Source organism: Weissella thailandensis, from assembly GCF_005405465.1.
GTDB classification, from domain to species: domain Bacteria; phylum Bacillota; class Bacilli; order Lactobacillales; family Lactobacillaceae; genus Weissella; species Weissella thailandensis.
The window spans coordinates 1-26,150 of sequence record NZ_BJEC01000023.1 but is presented as its reverse complement, the minus strand read 5'-3'; the positions used below and the strand labels follow the sequence as shown (position 1 = coordinate 26,150).

The 26,150-nt window shown below is 39.2% G+C and carries 36 protein-coding genes; all 36 read right to left on the bottom strand.

The genetic code is table 11. From position 1 onward, the window contains the following. A partial coding sequence (locus tag FFM62_RS09150; RefSeq protein WP_137604538.1) for an aggregation-promoting factor C-terminal-like domain-containing protein occupies nucleotides 1-4,357 on the bottom strand: 4,357 nt, incomplete at its 3' end. A 23-nt stretch (nucleotides 4,358-4,380) separates the two neighbouring features. Continuing rightward, complete coding sequence (locus tag FFM62_RS09145) at nucleotides 4,381-5,004, bottom strand: Gp15 family bacteriophage protein (protein WP_115470929.1); 624 nt, start codon at nucleotides 5,002-5,004, stop codon at nucleotides 4,381-4,383. Continuing rightward, nucleotides 5,004-5,417 carry a hypothetical protein gene (locus tag FFM62_RS09140; RefSeq protein ID WP_075269158.1) on the bottom strand — a complete coding sequence of 138 codons (414 nt, stop codon included), beginning with the start codon at nucleotides 5,415-5,417 and terminating at the stop codon, nucleotides 5,004-5,006. The genes FFM62_RS09145 and FFM62_RS09140 overlap by 1 nt, the downstream gene beginning before the upstream one ends. Nucleotides 5,418-5,504: 87 nt before the next feature. After that, complete coding sequence (locus FFM62_RS09135; protein ID WP_115470930.1) at nucleotides 5,505-5,951, bottom strand: Ig-like domain-containing protein; 447 nt, start codon at nucleotides 5,949-5,951, stop codon at nucleotides 5,505-5,507. 54 nt (nucleotides 5,952-6,005) lie between these two features. Continuing rightward, the gene (locus FFM62_RS09130; RefSeq protein WP_115470931.1) at nucleotides 6,006-6,497 is read right to left on the bottom strand and encodes a phage tail tube protein; all 492 of its coding nucleotides are present in this window, start codon (nucleotides 6,495-6,497) and stop codon (nucleotides 6,006-6,008) included. A gap of 13 nt (nucleotides 6,498-6,510) precedes the next feature. Further along, nucleotides 6,511-6,900: a phage tail terminator protein gene (locus tag FFM62_RS09125; protein WP_075269155.1), complete on the bottom strand. Its 390-nt coding sequence runs from the start codon at nucleotides 6,898-6,900 to the stop codon at nucleotides 6,511-6,513. Then, nucleotides 6,897-7,238 (bottom strand): minor capsid protein, encoded by a 342-nt coding sequence (locus FFM62_RS09120; RefSeq protein ID WP_115470932.1) that lies wholly within the window; start codon nucleotides 7,236-7,238, stop codon nucleotides 6,897-6,899. Before FFM62_RS09120 ends, FFM62_RS09125 begins: the two co-directional genes overlap by 4 nt. Beyond that, nucleotides 7,238-7,585 (bottom strand): putative minor capsid protein, encoded by a 348-nt coding sequence (locus FFM62_RS09115; protein WP_115470933.1) that lies wholly within the window; start codon nucleotides 7,583-7,585, stop codon nucleotides 7,238-7,240. The genes FFM62_RS09120 and FFM62_RS09115 overlap by 1 nt, the downstream gene beginning before the upstream one ends. Continuing rightward, nucleotides 7,575-7,982 (bottom strand): head-tail connector protein, encoded by a 408-nt coding sequence (locus FFM62_RS09110; RefSeq protein ID WP_115470934.1) that lies wholly within the window; start codon nucleotides 7,980-7,982, stop codon nucleotides 7,575-7,577. The genes FFM62_RS09115 and FFM62_RS09110 overlap by 11 nt, the downstream gene beginning before the upstream one ends. A 54-nt stretch (nucleotides 7,983-8,036) precedes the next feature. Next, nucleotides 8,037-8,882, bottom strand: a complete 846-nt coding sequence (locus tag FFM62_RS09105) for a N4-gp56 family major capsid protein (protein ID WP_115470935.1) — start codon at nucleotides 8,880-8,882, stop codon at nucleotides 8,037-8,039. Continuing rightward, nucleotides 8,882-9,499, bottom strand: a complete 618-nt coding sequence (locus FFM62_RS09100; protein ID WP_115470936.1) for a phage scaffolding protein — start codon at nucleotides 9,497-9,499, stop codon at nucleotides 8,882-8,884. Before FFM62_RS09100 ends, FFM62_RS09105 begins: the two co-directional genes overlap by 1 nt. Before the next feature lie 85 nt (nucleotides 9,500-9,584). Next, complete coding sequence (locus FFM62_RS09095; RefSeq protein WP_115470937.1) at nucleotides 9,585-10,787, bottom strand: phage minor capsid protein; 1,203 nt, start codon at nucleotides 10,785-10,787, stop codon at nucleotides 9,585-9,587. Beyond that, nucleotides 10,787-12,244 carry a phage portal protein gene (locus FFM62_RS09090; RefSeq protein ID WP_115470938.1) on the bottom strand — a complete coding sequence of 486 codons (1,458 nt, stop codon included), beginning with the start codon at nucleotides 12,242-12,244 and terminating at the stop codon, nucleotides 10,787-10,789. Before FFM62_RS09090 ends, FFM62_RS09095 begins: the two co-directional genes overlap by 1 nt. 61 nt (nucleotides 12,245-12,305) lie before the next feature. After that, entirely contained in the window at nucleotides 12,306-13,610 is a 1,305-nt protein-coding gene (locus FFM62_RS09085; RefSeq protein WP_165845889.1) for a PBSX family phage terminase large subunit, read from the bottom strand. Continuing rightward, nucleotides 13,600-14,112, bottom strand: a complete 513-nt coding sequence (locus FFM62_RS09080; protein WP_115470940.1) for a terminase small subunit — start codon at nucleotides 14,110-14,112, stop codon at nucleotides 13,600-13,602. The genes FFM62_RS09085 and FFM62_RS09080 overlap by 11 nt, the downstream gene beginning before the upstream one ends. A 186-nt stretch (nucleotides 14,113-14,298) precedes the next feature. Continuing rightward, nucleotides 14,299-14,889 carry a hypothetical protein gene (locus FFM62_RS09075; protein WP_115470941.1) on the bottom strand — a complete coding sequence of 197 codons (591 nt, stop codon included), beginning with the start codon at nucleotides 14,887-14,889 and terminating at the stop codon, nucleotides 14,299-14,301. A gap of 92 nt (nucleotides 14,890-14,981) precedes the next feature. Further along, the gene (locus FFM62_RS09070) at nucleotides 14,982-15,926 is read right to left on the bottom strand and encodes a hypothetical protein (RefSeq protein ID WP_133296303.1); all 945 of its coding nucleotides are present in this window, start codon (nucleotides 15,924-15,926) and stop codon (nucleotides 14,982-14,984) included. Then, entirely contained in the window at nucleotides 15,910-16,335 is a 426-nt protein-coding gene (locus FFM62_RS09065; RefSeq protein ID WP_115470943.1) for a Panacea domain-containing protein, read from the bottom strand. Before FFM62_RS09065 ends, FFM62_RS09070 begins: the two co-directional genes overlap by 17 nt. Before the next feature lie 773 nt (nucleotides 16,336-17,108). Beyond that, nucleotides 17,109-17,552, bottom strand: coding sequence for a DUF722 domain-containing protein (locus FFM62_RS09060; protein ID WP_115470944.1), 444 nt, complete (start codon nucleotides 17,550-17,552; stop codon nucleotides 17,109-17,111). A 94-nt stretch (nucleotides 17,553-17,646) separates the two neighbouring features. After that, nucleotides 17,647-17,856, bottom strand: a complete 210-nt coding sequence (locus FFM62_RS09055) for a hypothetical protein (RefSeq protein WP_115470945.1) — start codon at nucleotides 17,854-17,856, stop codon at nucleotides 17,647-17,649. A gap of 70 nt (nucleotides 17,857-17,926) precedes the next feature. After that, entirely contained in the window at nucleotides 17,927-18,169 is a 243-nt protein-coding gene (locus FFM62_RS09050; protein ID WP_115470946.1) for a DUF3310 domain-containing protein, read from the bottom strand. Nucleotides 18,170-18,202: 33 nt separating this feature from the next. After that, the gene (pnuC, locus tag FFM62_RS09045) at nucleotides 18,203-18,865 is read right to left on the bottom strand and encodes a nicotinamide riboside transporter PnuC (protein WP_240005939.1); all 663 of its coding nucleotides are present in this window, start codon (nucleotides 18,863-18,865) and stop codon (nucleotides 18,203-18,205) included. A 198-nt stretch (nucleotides 18,866-19,063) separates the two neighbouring features. Beyond that, nucleotides 19,064-19,435 carry a hypothetical protein gene (locus FFM62_RS09040; protein WP_115470948.1) on the bottom strand — a complete coding sequence of 124 codons (372 nt, stop codon included), beginning with the start codon at nucleotides 19,433-19,435 and terminating at the stop codon, nucleotides 19,064-19,066. After that, nucleotides 19,435-19,599, bottom strand: a complete 165-nt coding sequence (locus tag FFM62_RS10160; RefSeq protein WP_165845890.1) for a hypothetical protein — start codon at nucleotides 19,597-19,599, stop codon at nucleotides 19,435-19,437. The genes FFM62_RS09040 and FFM62_RS10160 overlap by 1 nt, the downstream gene beginning before the upstream one ends. Continuing rightward, nucleotides 19,574-19,825: a DUF3310 domain-containing protein gene (locus tag FFM62_RS09035; RefSeq protein ID WP_115470949.1), complete on the bottom strand. Its 252-nt coding sequence runs from the start codon at nucleotides 19,823-19,825 to the stop codon at nucleotides 19,574-19,576. The genes FFM62_RS10160 and FFM62_RS09035 overlap by 26 nt, the downstream gene beginning before the upstream one ends. Further along, complete coding sequence (locus FFM62_RS09030) at nucleotides 19,822-20,241, bottom strand: hypothetical protein (RefSeq protein ID WP_115470950.1); 420 nt, start codon at nucleotides 20,239-20,241, stop codon at nucleotides 19,822-19,824. Before FFM62_RS09030 ends, FFM62_RS09035 begins: the two co-directional genes overlap by 4 nt. 108 nt (nucleotides 20,242-20,349) lie before the next feature. Further along, entirely contained in the window at nucleotides 20,350-20,499 is a 150-nt protein-coding gene (locus FFM62_RS10155; RefSeq protein WP_165845891.1) for a hypothetical protein, read from the bottom strand. A gap of 38 nt (nucleotides 20,500-20,537) precedes the next feature. Next, on the bottom strand, nucleotides 20,538-20,981 hold the full coding sequence (locus FFM62_RS09025; RefSeq protein ID WP_115470951.1) for a dTDP-glucose pyrophosphorylase: 444 nt from the start codon (nucleotides 20,979-20,981) through the stop codon (nucleotides 20,538-20,540). Beyond that, complete coding sequence (locus FFM62_RS10150; RefSeq protein ID WP_165845892.1) at nucleotides 20,981-21,142, bottom strand: hypothetical protein; 162 nt, start codon at nucleotides 21,140-21,142, stop codon at nucleotides 20,981-20,983. Before FFM62_RS10150 ends, FFM62_RS09025 begins: the two co-directional genes overlap by 1 nt. Further along, complete coding sequence (locus FFM62_RS09020; RefSeq protein WP_115470952.1) at nucleotides 21,142-21,873, bottom strand: DnaA ATPase domain-containing protein; 732 nt, start codon at nucleotides 21,871-21,873, stop codon at nucleotides 21,142-21,144. Before FFM62_RS09020 ends, FFM62_RS10150 begins: the two co-directional genes overlap by 1 nt. Next, nucleotides 21,870-22,682 (bottom strand): DnaD domain-containing protein, encoded by an 813-nt coding sequence (locus tag FFM62_RS10145; protein WP_115470953.1) that lies wholly within the window; start codon nucleotides 22,680-22,682, stop codon nucleotides 21,870-21,872. The genes FFM62_RS09020 and FFM62_RS10145 overlap by 4 nt, the downstream gene beginning before the upstream one ends. Nucleotides 22,683-22,690: 8 nt before the next feature. Next, nucleotides 22,691-23,218, bottom strand: a complete 528-nt coding sequence (gene ssb, locus FFM62_RS09010) for a single-stranded DNA-binding protein (RefSeq protein ID WP_115470954.1) — start codon at nucleotides 23,216-23,218, stop codon at nucleotides 22,691-22,693. Then, the gene (locus FFM62_RS09005) at nucleotides 23,181-23,891 is read right to left on the bottom strand and encodes a putative HNHc nuclease (RefSeq protein WP_115470955.1); all 711 of its coding nucleotides are present in this window, start codon (nucleotides 23,889-23,891) and stop codon (nucleotides 23,181-23,183) included. The genes ssb and FFM62_RS09005 overlap by 38 nt, the downstream gene beginning before the upstream one ends. Next, nucleotides 23,891-24,709, bottom strand: a complete 819-nt coding sequence (locus FFM62_RS09000; RefSeq protein WP_115470956.1) for a PD-(D/E)XK nuclease-like domain-containing protein — start codon at nucleotides 24,707-24,709, stop codon at nucleotides 23,891-23,893. Before FFM62_RS09000 ends, FFM62_RS09005 begins: the two co-directional genes overlap by 1 nt. Before the next feature lie 3 nt (nucleotides 24,710-24,712). Further along, entirely contained in the window at nucleotides 24,713-25,846 is a 1,134-nt protein-coding gene (locus FFM62_RS08995) for a RecT family recombinase (RefSeq protein ID WP_115470957.1), read from the bottom strand. After that, nucleotides 25,843-26,025 carry a YqaI family protein gene (locus FFM62_RS08990; RefSeq protein WP_115470958.1) on the bottom strand — a complete coding sequence of 61 codons (183 nt, stop codon included), beginning with the start codon at nucleotides 26,023-26,025 and terminating at the stop codon, nucleotides 25,843-25,845. Before FFM62_RS08990 ends, FFM62_RS08995 begins: the two co-directional genes overlap by 4 nt. Between the last annotated feature and the right edge of the window lie 125 nt (nucleotides 26,026-26,150).

Sequence of the window (26,150 nt, the reverse complement as noted above, 5' to 3'; positions counted from 1 at the left end):
AGAAAGCATAAGCATTTTTAATACCGCCATAACGTCCATTAACGTATGACTTCATCCACTTCAATTGCGTGATTGGGTTAGTCATGTAATCAGATCCAAACGAAGCCATCTTTGAAGGTGGCAATGCTTGCCCGATACCATAAGCACTAGAACTAGGGTTTTGTGCCTTAGGGTTCCAACCAGACTCATGGTTAATAATGTAATTCCATTTGTCGAAGTTACTCTTGACACCTGCTTGCTTTAACCAATTCTTATATGACCCACTAGGCTTGGCTCCTGGTCCGGATGCTTGCTCGCCACCACCATTAAATGAACCTAATAAGCCGCTCATCATATCTGAAACCCAATCAAATATACCACTAACTTGTGATCTAATTAGTTTCTGTAATGGCGAGTCTGACTTATTGGCGCTTTTCTTACCCTTAGCGGCACTTTTACCAAAGTCTAGGAATGTCGTTGCATCTCCAAACTTTAAACCACTAGACTTATAATACTTTCCATTACCACCATAGTTATAACCTTCTTCACTGTACCGACCATTATTAACGCCAGTAACAACTGAAACGTGGTTACCGTATTTAGAACCTTTAGAATATACAGCCACATCACCAACGCTAGGTGTGCTTTTATGCTTTGCACGAGCGCTTGTCCAATTAGAACCATTACCTAAGCCAGTAAACAGGCTTGGTTTAACACCAACATTGGCTAGACGACTAGCAACGAACGACACACATTCTCTAAAGAAGTAACCCCATGGATCACCACTTGGCATGCCTTCGTCCTTGCTCTTATTCTTGAAACGATAGTCGTCTCCTAGGCCACCACCGCCACCAGCACCAGACATGGTGTCTTTAAGCATTTTCCATAGCTCATGCCACCAATTACTCTGTTGACCTTTAACACCTTTACTTCCACCAACGGCAGAACCCAAAGAGCTAAACGCCTTACCAGATAAGCCACCAAACCCTTTAGTCATTGGGTTGAATACCTTATCTTCGATATACTTCACGGGGTGCATGGCAATATTTAAGAAGTCCTTGGCTTTTCCAGTAGCAGATGAAATAGCGTCACTAATATCATCTGCCACGTCTCCAAAGAAACTCTTAACGCCACCAAACCAGCCACCAGTACCATTAGCGAACTTGTGACCACCTAGCATTGCTTCTGTAACGCTGGCAGGCACGACAGTCTCGCCACCTTCGAAGTTTACCAATCGATTACGACCAGGCAAGATAGTTCCTTGTCCTTTGTTATCAATGATCAACTCTTGACCAGTGGGACTATCGAAACCATCATTAACCATAGCTAATCCACTTGGCGCACCAGCAGTACCAGTCGCCAACTTCTTTAAGGGTTTGATTGTTTGCTTTTTACCACCAAAGTTATGGATAACCCCATTAATGCCACTAACGCCAGTATTGATGAAGCCAATAATACCGTTCATACCATCTTTAGCCAAACCTTTAATGTCGTCCCATATATCACTGAAAAAGTCTTTAATTCCAGTCCACATATTGGTCCATGTATTAGACACGTTAGTTCCAAAGCCAACTAGCTTATCACTCATCCAATTCCAAACATCAGAAGCAGTCTTTATAATACCATTCCAAATATCTGTAAAGAAACTAGAAATGCTACTCCAGACTTTATTCCAAGTATTTTGGATGGACTTTAACAAGCTAGAAACTCGACTGGTAAACCAATCATAGATTTTTCCAAAGAATTTTTTAATACCGTTCCAAATGCCTTCGAAGAAGTTAGAAATAGCATGCCAACTCTTACGCCAAACCCTAGAAATATGAGCCATCATCTTCGATAGGTATGAACTGACGGCATTAATTGCATTGGCAAACAAGCGCTTGATACCATGTTTGCCATTCCAAATATTGTTAAAGAAGTTAGCAACAGCATTCCATGTCTTATTCCACGTTTTAGAAATATGATTCATCATTTTTGATAGGAATGAGCTAATACTATTAATTGCGTTCGTAAACAAACGTTTAATACCATGTTTACCATTCCAAATATTGTTAAAGAAATCAGCAATAGCATTCCAAACTTTAGTCCACGTCTTTTGAACAGGCGCCCAAATCTTATTAAGGAAGCCAACAGTGCCATTCCAAGCTTTCTTAATCCACTTAATCAGCGAATTAATTATTTTCTTTAATCCCCCTACTAATGGCTTAGTAATTGTCATGGCGATACCCACTGGCAAAGACAATGCATAAAGCATGGTCTTACCAAAGCCTTTAGCTAGTTTCTTAACGCCCTTTATAAACTTATTCCAGCCTTTTCGAAATCCTTTAATAAGACCACTGAACCAGCCACCAATTGCACTAGCACCATTTCCTATGGACTTACCAATGCCTTTAAACCACTTACTGATAGACTTAGTAAACTTTTGAATGGTCTTTCCGCCATTACTAAATGATTTACCAATACCCTTGAAGAAGTCTCCGATAGTATCGAATGCATTGCCAAACCATTTGCCGACACCTTTAGCAAACTCAACCACGGCGTCAACTATGCCATTAACAAAATTACGGAACTTTTTATTGTGCTTGTACAAACTAACTAATGCAATGACTACTCCACCTATTGCAGCAACAATAGCCAAAAATGGATTAGCTGCTAAAAGTGCAGATAGTTTGGAAAAGGCTGTTCCAATCTTAGTAATAGCGGTCACTGCCATAATGGCACCTTTTGCACCCGCAAATATAGCAATTGCTGCCCCTAGAGCTTTAAATGCTGTCGTCAGTGCAGCTAAAATAGCCGGGTGTTTTTTTAACTTTCCAAGTTGATCACTCATGACTTTAACGCCTTTAGCAATGCCACTAAACGCTTTAGTTGCAACATCAGCTAGGTTATTGATAATGTCTGTAAGATTTTTCTTGCCAACTGCATCAATAATCTTTTGCCAACCATTCACAACTTCAGCTTCCAAATTACCAAAAGCACCTTGAAACTCCGCAGTCCCTTTAGCAAACTTCTTAGCTTTATCCGTAGAACCTAGCTTATCAATAGCTTTATTGAATTCATCAGCACTGATTTGCCCCTTTTCCATGGCTTCACGAAAGTCACCAGTGAACGCACCGTTCTTTTTCATGGCTTCCTGCAATTTACCTGAAGCACCAGGAATAGCGTCAGTTAATTGATTCCAATTTTCAGTGGTTAGCTTTCCTGCACTAGCAGTCTGAGTCATAACCATAGCAACTGATTTAAAATCGTCTTTAGTTCCACCAGCAACCGCTGTTAGATTTCCAGCTGACTCAGTCAACTTCTCGAAGTTATCAACACCGTTCGCAGCTAATTGCGCTGTCGTATTAGAAACATCTTCCAGGTCATACACAGTATCATCAGCATACTTTTTAACATCTTTACCGACAGACTTGATTTTATCTTTACCAAAACCAGCCAATTGCATAGTGGCATCAAACCCCTGCATGGCATCAGAAGCTTTACCAGCCTCGCTAACCAAACCAGTTAGATAGCCTGTTACTTTACCAATACCCTGGGCAGCAACGTTTCCAACGAATGATCCACTAATAATATCCTTTAAGCCACTAAATTTAGATTTGGTTTCCTGTGCCTCGTGTTGGATATTTTGTAGTCCAGAACTGGCATTATCGTTCAATTGTAAATTGGTTACATACTTTTTAGGCACTTCATTAAGTAATCTTTCATAGTCAATTACTTCGCCTTTTTCAGCCTTAGCCAATAATTCAGTCCGAGTCTTTTTCGGTAACTTCTTTAGTAACTTATCAAAATTATCAATACCATGGCGTTGCGCATCTACTTGCAGCTTTGTCTTGGTAGACATAGGCACAGTTTTCAGAATTTGGTTAAAGCTTGCGACTTCTCCACGTTCAGCCTTAGCTTTTAATTCAGTCCGTGTTTCCTCTGGCAATTCAGCGAGTAAATCATCAAATGAAATGATTTCGCCCTTTTCTGCCTTGGCTTTTAGCTCGGTACGGACATCTTCAGGCACTTCATTAAGTAAGTCGTCAAACGTTCTAATATCAGCTGTGTGCGCCTTAGCCTGTAACTCTGTACGCGTCTCTTCGGGCAATGCATTTAATAAATCATCAAATGTTTTAATTTCACCTTTTTCAGCTTTGGCCAATAATTCAGTTTGTTCCTCTTCAGGTATCTCAGCCAATAACTCTTGAAAGTTATCAACGCCTTCTGTTTCGGCTTTGGCTTCTAACTTAGCGATTAAGGGCTCATTACCAAATGACTTCTTAAAGGTTTCGTAACCCTCTTTTCCTTGCTGCTCTGCCTTTGATTTGAAGTCTGTCCAAGTCTTATCGGTTTGATCATCAAGGATCAGGTCAATATTAATTTTACCATCTGCCATTTATCGTCCCCCTTTCCTCAAAACTATTCACTATCCGCAAATAGACCGTCAAATATAGCAGACGCATTACCACTAAAGCTATCGTCTGCCTTGTTTTTATCTAATTGATAATACATTTGTGCTTCAGCTATCACGCCAGCTTGTTGTGCATTGTCCTTGTAATTAGATAGGTCATCATTACGGATTTGTCTAATACGATTTATTGGTGTTTTTTCACCCAAATTATCAAACAACGCCTTAAAAACGTCCCAATGCATGCGGTCTAATTCATTGTTTAAATCAATATGGTAATCGTGCATGAATGACGCATATATGGCTGCAGCGTCCTGTTCGAAATCATAGTCAGCGATACTTTCAGCTGTTTCGGACTCTTCGGCTTGCTCGGCACCATCATCAAAATTGCCATAAGGCGTTGCGTTGATATAAGTAAATAAATTAGAAACAATACTTCCTTTAGTTGCTAAGTCGTCTATTTGTAAATCAACGGAAAATATATGAAAACACTGGTCAATCTTTTCAATATCACTTAGTGTTTCATCATCTAACACACCAAACGCCTTGATCACTCGATTAAAAGCCAAATTGACATGATAAATATGCCCAGCTAAATCAATAGTTTGTTCAGGTCGTTTAGTGAATGAAAACATTAGTCATTATCCTTTCCACGACGTTGCTTGCGATTAGTACCATACTTTTCACGTAGTTCGTTGCTTTGGCCAGCTTCAAAGATAGCTTGGGCGACCTTTGTGATAGTTGCCGTTCGGTTATCTGCATAACGTACAATTTCGTCAGCTTCTTTTTGGCCCAACGCAGCAACCAAGTATTCCTTAGAAATGGACAACATTTCAGCATAGCCGTCCTGAACAATCTTTCGTTGCTCATCTAAAGTCAAATCTTCATCATAATCAGCCTTTTCAATGTCGTGTAGCAAGTTACCAGCTTTAAGCATCATATCTGAATACTTATCGTCTAGTTCCTTGGTATAACGAGCCGTATAGGTCTTTTTACCGATAACAAAATCTTCCGACTTGATAACTAAACTTGTAATATTAATTGCCATGTGTATTCTCTCCTATAATTTGAGCATCAAAAAAATGGGCCTTACACCCATTCGGTAGTTTTATATGCTTACTGGCGTTTATATTGTTTACTCTGCTGGAGCTTCTGACTCCGCAGGCTTTGCGGTAACAGTAACCGTTGCTTCAGCAGTTTTAGCACCATCATCAGTAGTTGCTACTGCGGTAGCTTGACCAGCTTTCACACCAGTAATCTTTCCATTGGCATCGATAGTAAATGTTTCAGGGCTTCCTGACTTCCAAGTTACCTCTTTGTTAGTAGCATTACTTGGAGCGACTGTTGCCTTAAGTTGTGCCGTAGCAGCTTCTTCAACAGATAGTTCTGTCTTATCAAGAGACACGCTTGTAACAGGTTGTGTCTTAGTCTTGAATGACACACCTGTTGCCGCATCCTCACCTGCATAAGTTAGGACATGTTTATCATATTCTGTGTTAGGCTTTAATTTTTTAATAACGACTGGGGAATCAATATTTGATTGAACAATCTTGCCATCTAAATATAAATCAAACTTTGCCATGATGCTCCTTTCTACTCAGCCTCAATAGTTGCGGTGTCGGTTGTAGTCGTTACTCTACTCACCTCCGGTTTCGTCGGGGTTACTCGGCGTTACATCCTCAATCTTCTTAGGCTTTCCATTAGCAGCTAGTGTGAAGCTGAATGTTTGCTTAACGTTGGCAGCACCACCAAATGGCACAACTGATACCAAAGTAGCCACAAAGACTAATTGATTGCCTGCTGGGTCAGTCCAACGTGCCAAAGTACGCAATGAGTCACCCACGTCAGTAAAGCGCTCAGCAACGTAATCTTGTGCTTCATCACCATCAACACGATGTCCAGCAATAGCAAATTGTACCGCCTTACCAGTAACGTCATGGTCAGAGAAACCTTCTCCAGTCCAGTATGGTGTAGTGTCGGCTGTTTCTGATGCAGAGGGTGTAATTGTTTGAATACCAACTGCAACAGGTGCCCAATTAGCACTGTCGATGTCATCTAATGATTTATTTCCAGTTGTATCAATCTCTAATTTGTTTTTGTAATTTAGGTTAAATTCTGTATTAGCCATGTTGTTTCCTTTCTTAAATCGTCAAGTTTGCAGCCCCTGATAGGGACCACACTGTCATTTCATCTTTTTCGCCCTCGAGTTCGGGCTGATCTAAATTCATTTGGTTAAATTCATACGAACCGTTTGAGCTAGTGACCATCAACTCTTCTTTAGATAATTCGCCATAAATGGCCCACATAATCGCCGCAGTATCTTCCGCCGACTTCTCTTGTACCATCAGTTCCCATTTGAAATCCATTTCCTTAGTGGTATCCCAATAAGAAGTGGTCGTACGTCCACCAGGAACAGGGAACAAAGCAATGCTGGGTTCATCAGTTAAAAAGGATAGTTGTACGGGCAATGGCAAATTCAAATGAGTATTTAGATATGTCGCTAATTGCTCCATAAAGTCGTTGTCATTCATTCACGCAACCCCCTTTTAAAAGTATCTACCCAACTATCCATATAATCCTTAGAAGCCTTTCTGTCCCATCTAGGACCTGTTCCTGGTGTGGTGTAGTTATGGAATGAAACAATACCATTTGTGCCATAGAACTGGGCACGAGCATAGACCTCACCATAAGAAAGACGGTCTGGAGTAATTGTTAAATTAGCTCTCAAAGGTCCCTTTCTTAATGGTACATACTTTTCCATGTCCTTGCCCATTTGGCTGGTCAAAGCTAACTTAGCCTTTTGCTTATTAGTATGACTGAGCAGCTGTTCCACACTACCAACATCAAGATGTATTGCTAAATCTGCCATTAAACCACCTCGATTTCATAACTGAACACACCATCGGAAAACGGATAACCAAAATATTTGATGTTCGTTATCTTGTGTACAGTGCTATTGAACATAACCTTGCCACCTATCCAACTATCATCAAAGGTAGCTTCAGGTGTGTATTGTGGGTAAACAAACAGCTTAGCAGGTTTACTGCGGTCCTTATTATTATCAGTTCCTTGCGTACTAATAACATCTTGGAAACGAACATTGTTTAATACCTGCCAGGTTGGTTCTACATGTTCGCCATATAGTGTTCTATCTTTGGCTGGTGTTGGTTTGGCCACATTTACTGTGTGAACTAATAACCGTTTATCAACGAACATAAGCCACTCCTTTATATAGCAAACCTAGCGCACCCAAAATCGATACCACATCAGGCGATAAATATAAGCTCGTATCAGATGAACCTGTATCACTCTTACCTGTCGAAATAGTTGTATCTCCAATAGACGAACTAGAAATATTACCCATATCCCTGGCATCAGATGCTGTCTCAATACCTGTTTTAGCCACGTATTCCATTTGTAAACCAACAGCCTGTTTAAACTGTTCTTTCATCCAATCTGGCCAATCATCCATAAGTTTGTCATTCTTTAGTAGACGAAAGTTAGTTACTGAATTAATGGCCATTGTTGCACGCATCAGAACTTTGTTGAATGACTCTTCGTTCATATCTTGGAAATGAAGCTGTTGATATTCCTCATACGTTAAATAGGCCATCAAATAACCTCCTATTCCACTTCAATCGTTGCAGTCGTAGGTGTGGTCGTTATTTTACTCACCTTCGGACTTACTCGGTGCATCTGCAGAACGTACGATCAATGCGTCATTATCAATTGCGACACCATAATGTTGGTCAGCATTAAACTTCGTTTGCTTGTGGTCAATATCACGTGCAGACTCAGCCAATAGCTCACGCTTTAAGTAAATCTTTAGAGCGCCTGGCTTAACAGCAACGAATTGTCCATCTTCTACCTTCTTAGAACGAACGATTTCCCAGCCTAACAACTCACCAAAGGCACCAGACACTAGAATGTTGTCACCCAATTGTGAGGCACGAGTCCAGTTATCAGCTGCTGCTTTACGTAGCTTAGCTGCATCCTTATAAGATAAGAACAAAGTACCCATTTGGTCAGTTGTTTGTCCCTCAATGGCATCAGGAGCGTCCACGAAAGTAGCTTCAATCTTATCAATCAAGTCCATATCAATGTCGGCATCAGCAAGCGTCAATGGTGATTCTAATGCAGCTGCTAACACGTCATTGTCAATCTTTGAAGCAAGCGCCATACGCACTTGACGTTGTGCCTCGCCTACTGGGTCACCATAACCTGATAGAACAGACTCATCAGTTAGTTCAACACCCTTAGCGGCTTTCTTAATACCAATCTTACGAGTAGTTGTTTCTAGCAAGTTGTAATCAATTGCGGTACCTTCAGCAACATCAACGGCATCACCGATGTACTTGTATGAAGGTACGGTAATTTCGTCTCCTGGGCGACCTTGTAGTGTCGTATCCAATTGTGCGATACCAGTGAACTTCAATGCTTGTGGTAATTCTGCTTGGATCATAGCCCCCATTACTTCGGGGTCAATCATATTTTCTAATTTTGTAACTGACATTATTTATCTCCTTCAACTAATGTTTGATATTGAGCTGGGTTATCGGTCTTTAATGCCACCAACTCTTGATATGAGTAATCAGCTAATGCCTTGTTACCATTACCACCATCAGGGTTTGGATTTCCCTTAGATGTAATCGTTGGCTTTGGATTACTCTCGTTTTCATCAGCAAATAAGAAGTCGTTATCCTTTTTAACTGCTTCAAGTTGCTCTGATAAGCCAATAAGCTTGCCGTTGTCGTCAAAGTTTACCTTTTCGGTATCTAACAACGCCTTAACAGCCTTATCGTTCTTGGCTCCAGCCTTACTTAACGCAGCCGCAATCTCGTAATCTTTCTTAGTTGCTTGTAATTGCTCTTCGGCTTTGGCTTTAGAATCGTCAAATTGCTTTTGTAAGTCCTTGAGCTGGCCTTGTAATTCACTCCCTTTCTTGCTGTTCTTTTGCGCTTCAGAAAGTTGCCCATTAACATCTTCAAGTTGAGACTTTAATGAGTCACGTTCCTGCTCTGCGTTAGCTTGTGCCTGCTTCAATGGGTTAATTTCTTTCCCATATTCGGCCATAACTGAGCGAATTTGTTCATCGTTTAAACCAATACCTTGTAGCGTTTCGGTATTCATACATCCTCCTAAGCTGTTGATGAGCGAGCCAGCTCTCGCACAGATTTATTGCATGAAAAAAGAACAGTTTAATGACGTATTCAGGTCAATTCTTTGTTTTGCGTTGCATTTTTAGTTTGTAAACATCTAATAATTTTTGGTTCTTATATATCCGCTCCCTAGAATAGTCACGGTGTAAGAACTCGTTGTTATCTAATAGCTTGCGTATTCCTAAGCGTCGCTTGCCTAATAGCGATTGGTAATGCTGGGTTAGTTTATCGTCACCCAATTGTTTAGCGGCTTCTAACTTATACTTGGCTTCACGGATACCACGTTCATATGAGCGCTGACTAGCCTGTTTCTTACCGTTAGCAATTGCTTGTTTCGGGTTGGGTATTTTCGTGTCAGGTACCTTGTTAACGCCAATAATAAAAGGTGTCAATGTATGCCGACAATTAATTCCCATCGTCCCACCAGGTTCGCCATAATCATGATCATATAATGATGCCACATAACCAACATCTGCTTCTTGACTTTCAAAACCACTTCTCCGCTTGGTAACAACATGCCCCTGTATGGGCGCACAGGCTGGTCGTGAAGCTTCATGCGCACTCATTATGAAAGTATCAACGCCAAGCTCTTCAGCAGCACTTGTGCGCATTTCATTGTATACACGATAAGTTGTAGATGTCATCACAGTATCTGCATATCGTTCAATGGACCATGTATGCCCACCTTTATCAATAAAACCAGATGGAATACCTTTGTCTATCCATTTCATGACCGTATCAGAGACCGCCTTATCAGGCGATTTAAGCCCTGTTGTTACTTCTGCGACTGATTGTTCAACTATCTTTTGATAGACCTGCATAACTGGGTTTTTGCCCAAATTAGTGGTCAATAGCGTTTGGTTGACTAGATTGTCAATATCTAGGAACGTCTGTTTCGCATAGTTAGATAACGTTTCTTGTACGCTGTTGTAACTTGGTGTGGTTGCATCAGTATCTGCCACAATTTGCTCAGCAGTATCCTGATAGACCTTCAAGCCTTCGTTTTGGATAATCTCATCAATCAACTCACGAGCAACGCCTGTCTGCTTAGCAACATACGCAATGTTCTCTTCATTGAGCATGTGCATATCGTTTAGCTTTTCTAGTTGCCACAAGTAAGGGTTATCTTTTAAATCAGCAACACCACGCTGCTTAATTCGTTTAATCATACGAATAAATAACTCTTGCGCCATATTGCTGTAAATGTCACCAACTACTGAAGCACCTAACAACATTTGGTCATCATTTACTTTAGCCATTATTCATCACCAGATGAGTCGTTATAAATATCTTGGTCTAAAGCACTAGATACAGGTTCAGACTCATCAGCAATCTCCTGTAGTATATCCAGCGCTTCATTCTCTGGCACATCAAGTATTTTCATAATGGCACGTTTCTTTGAAATCAGGCCTGCTGATACTGCTTGCGTGTAGTAAGTCAGTTGCACATTCTTATCAGTGAATACGCCATCATCAAAGTTAAACTGAACGTCACCAATCTGCGGAATATCACCGTGGTATAACCCTTCTGCAGTAGCTAACTCTAAGATAGTTACAACCAATTCTTGTAATGCTCGTTCGACGTTATTCAAATGTGAATTACGTGTTTGATAGGTCATTGAGTTTTCAGAGACTACTTCAGTCGCTGTCTTTAATCCATTGGCTGCATCAAATGAGAACGTTCCTGCTGATAAACCAGTCTGCATTTCCAGCGTTTTAATAAACTGATTGATTGACTGGATAAACTGATCGGCACGTATATCGGTAGACAAGTCTTGTACTGAACTATTATCCATGTCGCCATTCAACCCAACATAAACGTTTTGATCAGTGTCAAAGAACTGTACAAAGTCACCACGTTCATTAACCATTTTAGTTAGACCTTCAGGTACTAGAACACGTCGTTGTCCCATCTTTACTTCCCAATGGAACTGGTCATAGGTATCGTTGATTTGTCGCAAGGTGCTACGCGCATTGTCAAAAATAGATAGTCCAAGTGGCGAAGTAATATTGCGGTTGTTGAAACCAAATGGCTTTAGATAAACGAACAATGGACGAGTGAAGTTATCTAGCTCTACATGTTCTGCTAAATCTGCATAGATTTCATTAGCCGATAACGTTTGGCGTACACCTACTTCATTATTATCCATTGAGCGATACAAATCGTTATCAATTACGTATTTATCGCCGTCCCATGAATGAAACTCTAACAACGTCCAATAAACTGTATCTTGACCCTCAACTGTGGTTGTTTTCGTAGCAATAGCTGCTTCAGATATATCATTAGCGTTTGATTGTAGCGGAAAGAACACGGGTGCTTGCACATAGGCAATCTTAATCTCATTACCATCTACATAAGGTCGCATTGCTAATCCACCTAATGCCAACCCTGATTCCAAATAACGCTCAAAGTTCTTAATGAAATCATTCTTTGAAAACACCTCATGAACATAGTCATCAGCTGCTTTATTATCAGCAATTGTAAATGTCATTTGCTCATTAACCAATAACGAGGCCATTCGTCTAACTAACACTTGTGCCATGTTTAGAGACGTGTATGGTCGATGCCTAATCTCGCCGTATGTATTGCGGTATGCCACGTCTTTAAACTTACCCTCAAAGTACTGTAAGTTCTCACGAATACGGTCATATTCCGACTCTGGCACGCCAATTCGTGGGTGGTCAGTGATGTTAGTTAGTGTATTTGTAACGCCCATCTTAGCGCCTCCTCTGCGAAAAAAATTTAAAACGGAATCAACTAATTTCATGGTTCACTCCTTATATCTTTAGTCCTAACAGCCGTGCATTATCTAATACGAAATACTTAAATGCATCGACCGTGTGATCGTCCACCTTGATTACTTTAGGCTCATCAGTTTCCACTGTCTTTTCGTCCCAACGATAATTACGGTGCTGTTCAACGAATACTTGATTGTTCTCATTATCCAAATAATAAAAGCGCCCACTCGCTACTAGCGAATAGACACTGTCAATCATGGTTGTATTCTTTTTCTTAGCGACTGGGTGCCAGCCAATACGATAGTCTTTGAAGTATTGATTACGTAAGGCAGCTTCAGCACTATCAATCGTGCGCTTAACAATAGGTAATCTACCCCAAGGTTTGTCCGTTTGATCGTTAATAAAATCATGTATCTTAACGGATAGCTCACTCGGTGCTAACTTAACTGCTTGACCTGCTGGTGAGTAGTAAAACGTATCTAGTAAGATAGCTTTCTTTTTAGCTGTAATGCCAACTAACAATACGGTAGTAGCTGACTGTGCATGCCCACTATCCAGTGCGTAAGCAACTTGAGATATCGGGTCATTGTTAGGTAACTCCTGCAATGGGTGGAACATATCCATGTTATACACGTTAGTTCCTAGTCCGACTGCCTCGCCTAAAAACTGCCAGCGATAATAGTCTGGGTCATTTACTTTGGCCTGTTCAATTTCATTAACGTATTGTTCTGATAAGAACTCCATCTCATCATCTAAGTATGTGGAATGATCCACTAACCAACCAGGCATTGTCTTACGCTCCTCTGCCCACTGATTGACCCAATCATAGGGGTTTCTAGGTGGGTTATAAGAGTAATACGTAACGACTTGTTTATTATCAGGCAACTTTGCACGTGTGTAAGTTAAACGCACTGTGTCAATCTCTTCCCAGCTATCATACTCAGCCAACTCCTCGAACCACATAGCACTTACATAACCCTTAGCTATTTTCTGTGACTTCTGTTTCATTGGATCATCAACGCCAAAGAAATAGAACCCGCTGCCAGTTACCCTATCAATAATCTTTAATGGTGAACGCAAGCAGCGGAATCGATTTTCAAAACCTAACATAAAGATAGCCCACTTAATTTGCTCATATACCGAGCCAGCTAACGTATTTCCAACTTTACGAAATACAGCAACATTCGACATTTTATCTGCTAGAAAATCAGTTACGATTTTAATAGAAATAGCAGATGACTTAGTTGAAGCTCGACCACCTTTAAGAACGAAATTCGAGTATTTCGAACAAAAGAACAGATAATCAAAATGTGGGTTACTCAAATTAGCAACATTAATCTTCATTATCCCTCCCTTTCTTTTGTCTATCAGAGAACACTAATTGAATCTCATCATAATCACTGGAACCCTCTATATACTCCTTAGCCTTTGCCTCAGCTATATCAGCTTCAGCGGTTAACTTGCGCAATTGTTGTTCTATAACCTTGTCATTATCTGGATAGCGTTTCAATATCTCCTTAATAGCACTGATACGTGTTTTCAAATCGGCTTCTTTTTCAACCGTTTCAACGCCCATAGGAGAGGCAACAACAACTGTTTCTTTAACCTCTCCTCTACCAATACCAGTAAGTAATTCAACGGCTTCTTTGGCACTCATAATGCGTTCAGAATCAATCGATTTCATACGTTCAGCTAAATAAGATTTAATTGTAGTATTTTGTAGTAATTTAGACACGTTTGTATTTGCATATTTCTTGCTGTAGCCTGCTTTAATCGCTGCCTGCGTAGCATTACCTGACTTGATATATTCATCTGCAAAGCGCTTTTGTTTCTCTGTCAGTTTCATCACATATCACCCACCTCGCTTTTTCTTTTGCGCTTCATCAGCTTTCTTTTTCTTCTTATCAATCGTGCCGATAATCTGCTCTTCTAATCGGCGATACCATTGGCTACTCATCTACATGTCGTACTCCTTTTCAGTGCAAAATAAAAAGGCAACAATCTTTTGATTGCTACCTTCATAATCAAAATTTTAAAATGGTGGTTTCATAACTTCAATTGGCCAGTCTGTCTTTTTACCTTCATGAGTGGTTAAAGATAATTTAATTTTATTCGTTTTTACGTAATCATAAACTTTTTTTGGAAAAAACTTATTATTTGAAATATTATCAAAACCATTACAATATATAGTTTGCACATCACCTGCTTTTATTACTTTTGGATTAGACATAATTAAGTTAAATTTACAATCCTTTTCTATTTCTACCTCTAATTCAGTAACTAATAAATTAGCATTACCTAGATTAGATAATATTACTTGAAATTCTGTCACATTCTGTGAATGAGCAACTTTACCAGATCTTCCACTGGGATCATCTATTATTTGCGGTATTTTTCTAACTCTGCAAGAAACTTTTGCATTAATTATCCCTTTTTGCTTTTTAGTATAACTAGCAAACCATACAGTACCAATCGTGCCAGCTGCACCAACCCATTCAGCTACATTCCCATATATTTTAGGATTTTCATAAACAAATTCTTGTATTAAAAAAACAATTATTGTTGCTGTAACACCACCCGTAATACCAGCAATGATCACGTTCCACATATTTTTATCTTTCATCTTTAACCTCCGATATAATAAATATATTACTAGAGATATATTTTAATGAAAAATAAAAAGGCAACAGACAAAGTCTGCTACCTGATTGCTAATTAATATTTTCTTTTCCTGTCTGCACAATGAATCAACCATTCCTTAACAGGTCGCCCTATTGCAAAAATAATTAAACACACTATGCCATACAAACTCAACGAACAAACAAGAAATATTAAATGTGACCAAGACAGAGTGGAGTGACTGTAAATAAAGCCACTTATAATAACTCCACCAGCTACAGATACTATAACAAATAATTTTCTAATGCTAAAAAAATAATGTTTGTGCGCTAAAGAGCCTATTCCCTGTAACAATCCCACTATCAACAGATATATTAAAATTGTTGCAAATCCTGCTAATAATACATTGGTTCCAATAACTTGGGCACTTACATCAAAACCATTTTCTGTAGAAATTGTAAATATGTTTTTCAATAAGGTTGCTGCCCCAAATAAACTGAAAGATATAGAGATAAAAATACCTAATACAGAAATAAAACTAGTGTAAAACTTATCCATTTTTTCACTTAATTTTTCTTCTGTTCTTGTAAACTGATATCTAAACCTTTCTTCCATTTCTTCATATGAACCCACTAGTTGATTTTGACCATTAGACAACTCAGAAATTTGTTGCATTTGATTCTGATACAAAGACTCTTTTTGCGTATTTGACAACTCTATATGTGAGACAATTTTGATTAACTTTCTATTAATTACCTTATTTTGAGAGGTAATAATATATTTTCTAATAAGGTTTTTGAAGCTCAGAATAAAATAATCCATTCCGTCTGTATCTTCCAGCATAAATACTGTTTTAGATATTACATAGTAAGGAACACTCAACTGATCATTTTGTCCTTCTAACGTTTCCACAAGTTGATCAAAAGGCTCTTGCATATTTGATTCAATATTATCAAAATTATCGGAGTTTAGGCCCACATTCAGCAGTGATTTTAACTTCTTTTCAAATTCGACTTTGTCCTCTTCATCCCATAACTTCATCGACTCCATAACTAATCAAACTTCTCCATCCTGAAATATATTTTTCATTATCAATCCAAAATTTTTCTTCATGTGAGTCTCTAACCAATTTAAAAGGATCCTCATCAAGATATTTCAATATACTTTTATTAATAGGCTTAAAGATATCTATTTCATGTTCATTTTCTACTATAGGTGATGCTCCATTCGGTTTATACAATTCATATACTTTACGGACTACTGGTCCGTAACGCCAAACTTCAAAAGGTACATCATAGATATATTCTGTTTGTTCTTTTGTAAATGTATTATGCTTTAATGCATCCTTTAGCGAAAAATACATTACCTTTTGTAACTGTAGATTAGTTATTTTTTTATCGTTTTCATTTGCAACAGCTATAATATGATGTGCGAAATCTAACATACTCATAAACTCACCTCCAGTATATTTTTTAATAATGTACAAAATGTTTCATTCTTAAATTCAGTTTACTTTTGTTCAATACCTTCGTCAAGTAATTGCTCAAGTAAAAACAAAGTTAAAATAAAGTTAAAAAACAACACATAAAAAGGCTACCCGATTGGATAACCTTTAATAACTAATGTATCTGATGAGTTTCGAACTCATTTATTACTAAACCTGAATCTTTCATTTCACAGAATGAAGATCAACAACTTACTGCATTACCTAATATGCTACAAATACGTGCCTATTTGCTCAACCAATCAACATTAATAGATAGACTATCTTATAACAATCATATAATTAATCGTTAGTAGCCTCTCTAAGCAAATAATCTTAATAGAATTAACTATATCATAATGAACATGATAATACAAATATTTTCAAGTTTATGCAAGTGGTTAGGATTTGCACCTAACATGATGTGTATTTTGCAACAGGTAATACTATTACGTATACTCCAACGCCAACTTATTAGCCTGCGCCTTCCCATAACCGAGTCGTATCACATCTTATGCTTAAGCGTCTACCTATTCCGCCACACTTGCTATGCGCCAGTTACACCTGACGTCTTTGATAGCTGAACCTAAGCACTCTCTTTTCTGCTTTTCGTTGTAATCAGGTTTGTTTATGTATGTGGAACAGTAGGGAAATAAATTGAGTGTAAAAAGGAGTTTCTCATGACTGTTCTAACTATTCCACAATACATATTATGAACCTTTTATCGGCTCAAAACGGCACTAAGCTGGAATTAATGTGGGTCGAAAGTGGGTGGTCGGTTTCAGACTCTCTCCTAACCAAATACCAACGACTTCCTTGAAATCATCTCGCCATGCTCTAACAGTACGTTCATCTACATGCTCATCAAACGCAATCTTAGTCCACGTCTCATGCCGTCCGTACTTAGCGACCAGCACACGCTGACGACAATCAACAGTCGTGCTTAACATCATTTCAATCATATCCTTTTGATACTGCAAGTCTTTCAGATAGCCGTCATTCTGTTCACGTATCATAGATGTTTCAACTGCATTGTTATAATCGTTCTGCTTCCGACCACCGCCAATGTTTTCATCTGGTGTGCGATCAAAATTATATTTCAGTTCAAGCTTGCGCATTTTCATATTCATTTCTAAGCGACCTGTAAAATAATCACTCAATAACTTATCTAACCTATCAGCCATTACGCACACCTCCTGCTATGGTATACAACTACTATTACTATACGTATTATACCATACAAAAACCGCTATACACCAACGTATAACGGCTATTTCTTTATATCAAATTCTGATAGTGATCACGCTTTTCAACTTTGTATTCATACCCTTCCAGTTGTTTAACGATATGATGTTGAAGCAACCAATAACTATCAGTTCTAAACGCCTCTCGTATTTCTGGCGTCCTCGTCCATACCAACTTACCTTGTTGCGTGTAGTTCTCTTTAAACCAGCCTTGACGGTCTCTGAAATAGTAATAAACTCTCATGCCAACAAGTACCCTGTTAGAACCAGTGCAACTAGCATTAGAAAGAATACCAGTATTATGAAATTACTCATTAGTGCGCACCTTCTTCCCATTTACCTGCCAAATGCATTTTTAGATAGTCTGTGTAATTGATTGCCTTATCCAACTCTTGCTCTGGATCATCTTTCAAGCCAACTCTGTCTGTGTACTTGATAATGTTGAACTTCATAGCCCCAGTAAATTCTTCTGGAGTTAGTAGCTCGTGCATAATATCAATCAACTCTTTTTGCCCATTCATATAATGAGCTGGGTGCTTAACCATATCTTCTGTCATTTTTACAATTTAAATACTTTTTCAATTTTTAACCTAACGAACAGATTTTATTGAATTTGTATTTTTCCGTCCTTTCCAAATTGAGAAGAAGCGACCATAAACCGCCGTTGCCAAGTAGAAACTCATAGTAAGCAACATTGGCAATGAACTTGCTGAATATCCTGCGAATAACGCTGACACCCAAAGGGCGATGTTCACGAAATCAGATAGCAACCAAAGCGTGTAACTGTCGCCATAGCCCTTGAAAACGTACAGAGAAGCCGTTGCACCGATAATCAATACAATTGAGTCCCACAGTGGGTTACTGTCTCCTAGCGCCTCATACGCAAGCATCATGGGGTACCAGAACGCCAACATGAACGCTAACGTCAATACCCAACCTGTCTTGCTTAAGAACTTCACACCATTCTCAACCTTGTGCCCCCACGTTTTCCACGTGAAGATAAGCGGTAAATCAATCAAAGCAACGAATACCAACTGATCTAACACACTCGCATAATGTCCTGCAGTCCAATTAATATAGATAAACCCAATTGCACTGATTAGTCCTAGCAGTCCGTTGATAGGCTTACCAATCATCATGTAAACAGTACATGCTGAACCTACCAATGTTGCAACCAATGTAATTGTTGATAGCCCTGTAATCGGTGCTGACAAATAGAATGCCAACTGTACACCAATGATAAATGCCAACATAACGCCACCTGCTGCATTAATACTCTTTAATTCTGTTCCTAGCCACTTCAAATAATTCAATTTTCTAATCTCCCATTTTCATAAGCATCACGTAAATCCAATATAATTTATTGTTCATCTTTCATCGAAACAGCAAACTCATTGTCTGTCCCGTTTGGTAGGTAATAACTTTTAGTCATTAATTGTTTTATTGCTTCATCAAATGTCATTATCAACTACCTTAATCGTCTCTGGGTGTAACCATGCTTGAACTACCTGCTTTTCAGACAATGGTGACCAGAAATTAGAGTGAAACTTTTCTTTGATAATATCATCAGCAGTTAAATTAGCTACTGCGTCCACGACACTTTCTTTTTCATACTCACTAGTAATAAACAAATACTGATTTTTTGTCATCTCAACAGTTGGTGCATAGTTGTCTTTTAATTCATTAATTAAATAGGTCAAAGCTTCACGACCAGTAGCCACCATGTCATCTTTAATAATAAAATCTTTCTTACCTGGTTCATCAGATGTATCTACGCCCAATGTGTTGCCCCAAATAATTTCAACCACTTCATCAAACGTCATTACCATTCCTCCCGATTGCTCAATGATTTAGCTTTCATAATCTGATATGCCTTACCGTGATAAACACTCAACAGCTCATCTAAATTGTTTCCTTGTCCAACAGGTAACGCATTGCCATTTTTATCAGGCATATTTGTGTTAAACACGATGTACTTTGGTATCATTTGCTGTCTCCTTATCCGCAATCAACATATCCACGTATTCCCGACATTTCTTTAAATCTTCTAAGCCGTTTTTCTTATCCGCTCGTGCCACGTACTTGATCACGTTAGCCACTTTCCATGCAGACCGCCCTAGCATGTCTCCTACGATACTATTGATGTGATCCTTAACTTCTGTGCCGTCACTCAACAAATAGTGCTTAGGGTGCTTTACGTTGTCGTATATCATACGTCTACCACCTCAACTACTTCCTGATGACTATTTGCCCAGCTCTCGGCTTCCTCTTTTGTGTCGAAACGTGTAGCATCATTGATGTAGTATCTATTAAATGCAATACCATGTTTTCCCGTTAAAACATAACCATGATGACCACCATCGTCAGTTTCTTTACTTCTTACAATCCACTTCTTAGGTTTCTCAACTTCAAATACATCTTCACCATTCACCCAACGAATAATTGCGATTAATCGGTTGTTGCTTTCGTAAACTGATACACAACCATCACGCCACCAGTTATACAATAAAGTAGGCAGATTACTAAGGGCTTTACAACCAATAAACGAGACATTATCTAATCTTAATGTTTCTTTCCAATCTTCTAGCTTGTTAATAAACTCTTCTGACACCACATATTTATCGCTCATCTGCTTCACATCCTTCATTATCATCTGCACGAAATACCTGCACGACAGCGCTGCCTATACTGCCAAATTCCATATAACCATGACCACCATTTTCATCTTCTTTAGTCATTAGTAGCCTCTCTCAATCATCTTGAGCGCCTCGTGAACTGTGAATTTATCATTTTCATGTTCATGTTCAAACTCTGCCCAATCTTGATACCCACGACTTTCAGCAAACTCATTTAAGTCTTTAAGTCCTACCCATTCTTTCATCTTCATACGGGTTTATCGGTCTTCACACCCTCGGCTGTTTGTTGTTAGTTCTCCCAATTTATTTCGACTCGGGGGTTATCTTTATCAATGCCTCTAAAATCGTCATACGTCGCCACCACAAAGTTTAAATTGTCGTTTGGCATAAATACCTGTCCACGGACTGAACTTGCCTGAAAGGCGTCAAAAATGAACTTATGCGTAAACGTCCAGTTATCTAAGTCCGTGCGTCTGTCTGGCAAGTACCAATCAAACTTAAATTTAGTCTTTGCTCCAATCGGAGCAAGTCCATCGACCATGGCTTGGTCAACTAGTGGCATGATTTTAGCTTGAATTTGATGCTTGCGCTTGTTGGCAATCATTCGCCCAGCACGCATACCATGGATCATAATCCAATTATTTAAAGTCATTTTGACTAACCGCATCTTGCCTTGCTTTTTCATTTTCATCGGGATAATAAATGCCGTTAGCGGAATTACTAACTTTGCCATTAAGCTACCCGCACAATCTTAAAATCACTGGGCTTCATGCCATAAACACTTGCTAGATATTCTTGCTGGTATGCCACCTGCTTCAACGAATATGCACCCCAATATCTATCTTCATTCAAAACATGGGCGTGTAGTTCATATTTTGGTTCTTCGTCCACCATTACACCTCCCTGATGTCTTTTAATTTAACCATTGCGATTACGTGCGCAGGGTTCTTTGGAATTAACCTTGAAAGCGTGGCATTGTCATATTTGTTAGCTAAAGCAATTGCATTATCATTTGATGTGATAATGGTGGCTTTGCCTTTTCTGGCATCTGCTAATCGAAACAACATACCCGCTACTTTTTCTTTGGCTTCCTTTTGAGTTTCCTTACCAAAATCATCAAGTATCAGCACATCAACTTCTCGCATGTATTTCTCAACAACTGCTAACTCTTGTTGCAATTTCTCATCATGAAATGGTTTGTATGTCATATCTCGCCATTCAACTAGCGAAACAAACATCTTGGAATATTTTTCAGTTAAGCCTGCTAGAATTGCTAACGCCAATGACGTTTTTCCAGTCCCTGCTTTGCCATAAAACATCACGTTGAACAATTGACCGTCCAACTCTTTCATGACCTTATATGCTTGATTAGCAACGTTTCTGGCGGTCTGTTCATTTTCACCTTGTTTAGTTGGTTGCCAATCTTCAAAAGTGAATGAACGTTTGTCTTCATCACCCCATAAACTAGCTGCTAAATATTTATTACGCTCTTGGGCTTGCCATTTGGCAGTGATTGCTTGGGCATCTTGCTGTTCTTTGGCAGCACGTTGTTCTGGTGTTAATTTTTTAGGTTCTAAACCTTTAGCACGCAACTGCTGTACCCAGCTTTGCATTGTGTCAGTCATACTTCACCCCTCCAATGCGCTTCCATTTCTCGTGCCCATTCAGCATTATCATCATTAGTTGGCACTTGGTTACTCTGTCTCTTCTCTTTATAATCTTGTTTACTGGCATTCCACTTAGCAACAGTGGTGATGCCGTTTTTAACCTTATCTTCCAAAATTGCTCGTACGTAATTATAGTTACGTTTACCATTGTCAGACGCTTCTTCTAGTGCCTTAATAACGACACCAATTTCTAAACCATCATCTTCAACATAGGCGTATAGGTTTTCAATTTGTATTGGTTGTAAAATTAGTGCAAAACCAGTTTCATCAATTGCTTGTCCTAAATCTTCATGAGCGGTGGCGGTTGTGGTGGCTTCTTCTGCCTTACCTACCTCTAACCTACCCTTACTCTTAACTAACCTATCCTTACCTACCCTTACCTTACCTGTGTCAACAATTCGTGGACGTACCGTCGACGGGTCGTCCACGTGATACTTCCCATTATCGTCAATGCCCAGTCTATCAAGCTCTTGGGTATACATTGTTTGGTTATAAGTGTCTTTTCTGATGTAGTTATGAATACGCCAATCACGAATTACGACTACGCCAGATTGTTCGAAAGGAATCAGTAATTGTTTTGCAATTAGCAACTTTTCATCATCGTTAGAAGCCCCAACCATGCGCTTAATTGTGTTGATATTTCCAATAAACCCATCATCATCTGCATGCATATTCAAGTGAAAATACAACGCTTGCGCTGATAATGGCATATCCAAAAATATATCTGTATCAGTTACTTTCTTACTAAACATTCTGCGTTGTGCCATATTTCCTCCTAGAATGGTAATTGGTCTTCAAAGTTATTGCCGTTGCCATACCCCCGTGATCCACCAAAATTATTTTGCTGTGGTTGTTGGCGCTGTTGATTGAAGTTCCCTTGTGGTGCTTGCTGTTGGTTGAAATTGTTTTGTTGCGGTGGCTGTTGATTAAAGTTATTTTGTTGTGGTTGACTAGCCCCACCTTGCTTACGTTGGTCAGTCACTTCCTTGCTTTCTAATAGCGAGAAGTTATTAACGACAACTTCAGTAACGAATACTTTTTGTCCTTGCTGGTTATCATAGCTACGTGTTTGTAGTCGTCCTTCCAGTCCAATCAATGAACCTTTAGCTGTCATATTTGCCATGTTTTCAGCGCTCTTACGCCAAATAACAAAGTTAATAAAGTCGCTACCTCGTTCACCATTACCGTCAGTAAATGAGCGTTCAACTGCTACTGTTGCACTGGCTACGGCTGTACCTGACGTGGTATATTTCAACTCCATATCTTTAGTTAGTCTGCCAGTTAGTGTGACGTTGTTTATCATCTATTTCCTCCATTCGTTTGTAGGTCATAATGCCTAGCTGATTTAATGTTTGTGGATCTAATAAAATTCCCTTAATGTGGTATTTTTCTTTGAATGTTGGCCAACCTAATTTGTGTGCCTCTTGATGATGTTCACGACATAAAGCTATGAGATGCTTTTGCCGATGGTCGACTAAATTGCGGTCGTTACCCATGCCAACTGCGTCGAGATGGTGAACGTCAGCGTGTTTGCCACAAATAACACATGACCGATATTTCAACGATTGATACATATACATATCCAAATCGTCTTGATAAGTAAGTCCGCTATGTGACATTGGTATGTGGTTTCTAATCGCATAATCAAGTAAGAATGTGATAAATTCCCTTGCAGTTGTCATATCAGCATTTGCAAAACTGAAATATGGTGTACCAGTTTCAGCAGTGAAATAGTGTTTCAACCATTCCTTACACTCCTCTGGTACATAGCCTGACCACCTAGCAATTTCGCCAATGATCGCATAAGCCTTTTTACGCTGAACATTGCTCAAATGTCGTTCATCTTGTACATTAACCACAACCTGCGGTTGGTCTTCGGTAGTAAACAGGGACAAGCTTGCCAGCTCTTCACGATTTTCAAGCGTAATAACTACTTGATTACCATTTATCGCTGTAATTTTTCCCCATAAATCCATTACAAAACTCCTACATTTTCTGGATCAACACGATAAGTTGACCGATACAATCGACTATATGTTTTTGCTTGAACTGGTTTCTCTTCACCATTGATTAGCCTGACGATATGGTCTTGGTTTGCTAAGATTTCACGCATGCCACGATCCAACGTTTCCTGTTCAATCTTGTAAATATCGGCTAATGGCTCATCTTCTTTACTGACTGCCACAATGTATACTTCAAATTCTTTGCCAGTCATTTGGCGTAACATTTCTTGATAAGCTGCCATTTGAATGTGGTAGCCCCTACTGATGAAAAAATTCTCGTATTCGTTGTAGTAGTCAGACCGTTCACCACCTACTAAGCCATGTGATTCCTTTAGTGATCTAACTGTTTTGAAATCGACAAAGTATTGTTCTTCTAAGTTCACCGCATCTAACTTGCCACGCCAATCAACACCGTTTATTGAACCATCAATGACATACTCTTTATCAGGCGCACCGTTTACTAATGCCATAATGACCGGGTCTGCTTCAATGCGTTTAATCATTTTTTGAGCAACTTTGAATTCCGTTTTTAAATCACCCTTTGTCTTGCCACGTTGTGAAATGATTTCAGGATGTTCATCAATAAACGCTTGGTGAGCTTGTGGGCTTTCAAAATACGAATGTAAGAAATTACCTACTAGCAAGGCTTTATTGTCATCAAAGATGTTATAAGTGCCTGCCATATTTGCTAATGCTTCTGCTTCCCCGTTGAACAAGAAGTTCTTGAAAGTAGATGCGTGCATGTGAATATACGCTTCTCTTGGGTCATAATAATCTAATTCTTCTGCCATGATTTACCCCCAAAACTCATCTGGTTGATAAGGCGTGTCACCCATGTCAATCTCTTCATCAGGTTCCGTCTTTTGCTCATTCAAGTAATCTGCTACTCGTTCTAACAATTGGACTTTAGTTGCACTCTGTTGATATAGCGTGTGATGTTGATCTAACCAGTGTTTTATTTCTGCTACCGTATTTTCGCTATTTACTTGGTCAGGTGCGCTTTTAACTGGTTCATCGGGTAATTCTTCAACTTGGGCTGTTTCGTCGTTAAACGGCAATTCTGCGTCGCTTATGACGTCTTTCTTTGGTGCTGGTTCTGGCTCAGGTTCACTGACTTCTTTAACAGGTTCTGGTTCAACATTCTCTGGTTCCTTTGTAGCAACCTTAGCCATGCGAGATAAGGCATTTTGCTTTGGTGCTGGCGTCACATCTTTAGGATCGTCATCATAATTATTCTCATTGGCCGTGGTGCTATTAATTGCTGCAATCAAGTTATCGTCATCTCCTGAAGTGTTGATAATATTCTTAGCTGCTCGGTTGATAACCGTACGTTTTGCCATTTCTTCAGGGAACTTTTTATGAACATTGGTAGATCTTGCTTGTCCCCATGATGTATCAATTTGTTTCTTAGTCATGACCTCATATTGCTTTTCCCTATCAGCCTTAGTAATTACTGCATAGGCTCCGACAATTTCGTTGTCTAGCTTCATGAAATCAGTGTGATGTGCTTTGACAATCAAGCCGCCATTCTCATCGTAATCAACATCAAATTCTTCATCTTTGCGTACAACATATGCTTGAATATCCTTGATATCTTTCAAACGTTTTAGAACTTGTTGTGTTCCAAAATATGATCGTTGCATTTGTAGTTGGTTACCGTATGCAATGAAATAGACTTGAGTCTTTGCTGGGCTTAGCCCTTGTACAACCATGTCAAATAATGTCTTTTTGATTGAATCTGCCGATACGTTGGTAATACCCTTTACCGTTGGCAGCGTTGCCACCGCCTCTTGTAGTGCATTTGCAACATGGTACCCATCAGGTACCTTAAAACCTTGTGATTCAACTAGGTCCTGAAAATTTTTAGTTACTGAGTTGGCAACTAATTGTTGTGATGCAGTTTTTGAAATATTGAATGTCTCTGTCATTGTCTTTCCTCCGTATTAACTTTGTAACCGTTCTTTTTTATCCATGTTTCAGACTTTTCTAGTGGAATGTACTCACCATCTATTTCCACAATTTTGTCTCCTAAATAGATTTCGTCACCCTCGAAGTCATAGCCCCAAGGTGCTTCATCATCTGGTGGATCTATCAAGTCATTTGGCATATAGTGCCTCCTTGTGTTAATCTTGAAGGGTAATTTGTCTCCAAGCTAATTACCCAACGTCTGACCAGTGCCATGGTTAGACGTTTTTTTGTGTCCGATTAAGTAATCAACTGATACATCAAAGT

Coding starts and splice junctions, on each gene's coding strand:
- FFM62_RS09145 (WP_115470929.1), bottom strand. CDS start 5,004: ATGTTTTCATTCACTAAACGACCTGAACAAACTATTGATTTAGCTGGG.
- FFM62_RS09140 (WP_075269158.1), bottom strand. CDS start 5,417: ATGGCAATTAATATTACAAGTTTAGTTATCAAGTCGGAAGATTTTGTT.
- FFM62_RS09135 (WP_115470930.1), bottom strand. CDS start 5,951: ATGGCAAAGTTTGATTTATATTTAGATGGCAAGATTGTTCAATCAAAT.
- FFM62_RS09130 (WP_115470931.1), bottom strand. CDS start 6,497: ATGGCTAATACAGAATTTAACCTAAATTACAAAAACAAATTAGAGATT.
- FFM62_RS09125 (WP_075269155.1), bottom strand. CDS start 6,900: ATGAATGACAACGACTTTATGGAGCAATTAGCGACATATCTAAATACT.
- FFM62_RS09120 (WP_115470932.1), bottom strand. CDS start 7,238: ATGGCAGATTTAGCAATACATCTTGATGTTGGTAGTGTGGAACAGCTG.
- FFM62_RS09115 (WP_115470933.1), bottom strand. CDS start 7,585: ATGTTCGTTGATAAACGGTTATTAGTTCACACAGTAAATGTGGCCAAA.
- FFM62_RS09110 (WP_115470934.1), bottom strand. CDS start 7,982: ATGGCCTATTTAACGTATGAGGAATATCAACAGCTTCATTTCCAAGAT.
- FFM62_RS09105 (WP_115470935.1), bottom strand. CDS start 8,882: ATGTCAGTTACAAAATTAGAAAATATGATTGACCCCGAAGTAATGGGG.
- FFM62_RS09100 (WP_115470936.1), bottom strand. CDS start 9,499: ATGAATACCGAAACGCTACAAGGTATTGGTTTAAACGATGAACAAATT.
- FFM62_RS09095 (WP_115470937.1), bottom strand. CDS start 10,787: ATGGCTAAAGTAAATGATGACCAAATGTTGTTAGGTGCTTCAGTAGTT.
- FFM62_RS09090 (WP_115470938.1), bottom strand. CDS start 12,244: ATGGGCGTTACAAATACACTAACTAACATCACTGACCACCCACGAATT.
- FFM62_RS09085 (WP_165845889.1), bottom strand. CDS start 13,610: ATGAAGATTAATGTTGCTAATTTGAGTAACCCACATTTTGATTATCTG.
- FFM62_RS09080 (WP_115470940.1), bottom strand. CDS start 14,112: ATGAAACTGACAGAGAAACAAAAGCGCTTTGCAGATGAATATATCAAG.
- FFM62_RS09075 (WP_115470941.1), bottom strand. CDS start 14,889: ATGAAAGATAAAAATATGTGGAACGTGATCATTGCTGGTATTACGGGT.
- FFM62_RS09070 (WP_133296303.1), bottom strand. CDS start 15,926: ATGAAGTTATGGGATGAAGAGGACAAAGTCGAATTTGAAAAGAAGTTA.
- FFM62_RS09065 (WP_115470943.1), bottom strand. CDS start 16,335: ATGAGTATGTTAGATTTCGCACATCATATTATAGCTGTTGCAAATGAA.
- FFM62_RS09060 (WP_115470944.1), bottom strand. CDS start 17,552: ATGGCTGATAGGTTAGATAAGTTATTGAGTGATTATTTTACAGGTCGC.
- FFM62_RS09055 (WP_115470945.1), bottom strand. CDS start 17,856: ATGAGAGTTTATTACTATTTCAGAGACCGTCAAGGCTGGTTTAAAGAG.
- FFM62_RS09050 (WP_115470946.1), bottom strand. CDS start 18,169: ATGACAGAAGATATGGTTAAGCACCCAGCTCATTATATGAATGGGCAA.
- pnuC (WP_240005939.1), bottom strand. CDS start 18,865: ATGTTGGCATTTATCATTGGTGTACAGTTGGCATTCTATTTGTCAGCA.
- FFM62_RS09040 (WP_115470948.1), bottom strand. CDS start 19,435: ATGACGTTTGATGAAGTGGTTGAAATTATTTGGGGCAACACATTGGGC.
- FFM62_RS10160 (WP_165845890.1), bottom strand. CDS start 19,599: ATGATACCAAAGTACATCGTGTTTAACACAAATATGCCTGATAAAAAT.
- FFM62_RS09035 (WP_115470949.1), bottom strand. CDS start 19,825: ATGATATACGACAACGTAAAGCACCCTAAGCACTATTTGTTGAGTGAC.
- FFM62_RS09030 (WP_115470950.1), bottom strand. CDS start 20,241: ATGAGCGATAAATATGTGGTGTCAGAAGAGTTTATTAACAAGCTAGAA.
- FFM62_RS10155 (WP_165845891.1), bottom strand. CDS start 20,499: ATGAAGATGAAAGAATGGGTAGGACTTAAAGACTTAAATGAGTTTGCT.
- FFM62_RS09025 (WP_115470951.1), bottom strand. CDS start 20,981: ATGGCAAAGTTAGTAATTCCGCTAACGGCATTTATTATCCCGATGAAA.
- FFM62_RS10150 (WP_165845892.1), bottom strand. CDS start 21,142: ATGGTGGACGAAGAACCAAAATATGAACTACACGCCCATGTTTTGAAT.
- FFM62_RS09020 (WP_115470952.1), bottom strand. CDS start 21,873: ATGACTGACACAATGCAAAGCTGGGTACAGCAGTTGCGTGCTAAAGGT.
- FFM62_RS10145 (WP_115470953.1), bottom strand. CDS start 22,682: ATGGCACAACGCAGAATGTTTAGTAAGAAAGTAACTGATACAGATATA.
- ssb (WP_115470954.1), bottom strand. CDS start 23,218: ATGATAAACAACGTCACACTAACTGGCAGACTAACTAAAGATATGGAG.
- FFM62_RS09005 (WP_115470955.1), bottom strand. CDS start 23,891: ATGGATTTATGGGGAAAAATTACAGCGATAAATGGTAATCAAGTAGTT.
- FFM62_RS09000 (WP_115470956.1), bottom strand. CDS start 24,709: ATGGCAGAAGAATTAGATTATTATGACCCAAGAGAAGCGTATATTCAC.
- FFM62_RS08995 (WP_115470957.1), bottom strand. CDS start 25,846: ATGACAGAGACATTCAATATTTCAAAAACTGCATCACAACAATTAGTT.
- FFM62_RS08990 (WP_115470958.1), bottom strand. CDS start 26,025: ATGCCAAATGACTTGATAGATCCACCAGATGATGAAGCACCTTGGGGC.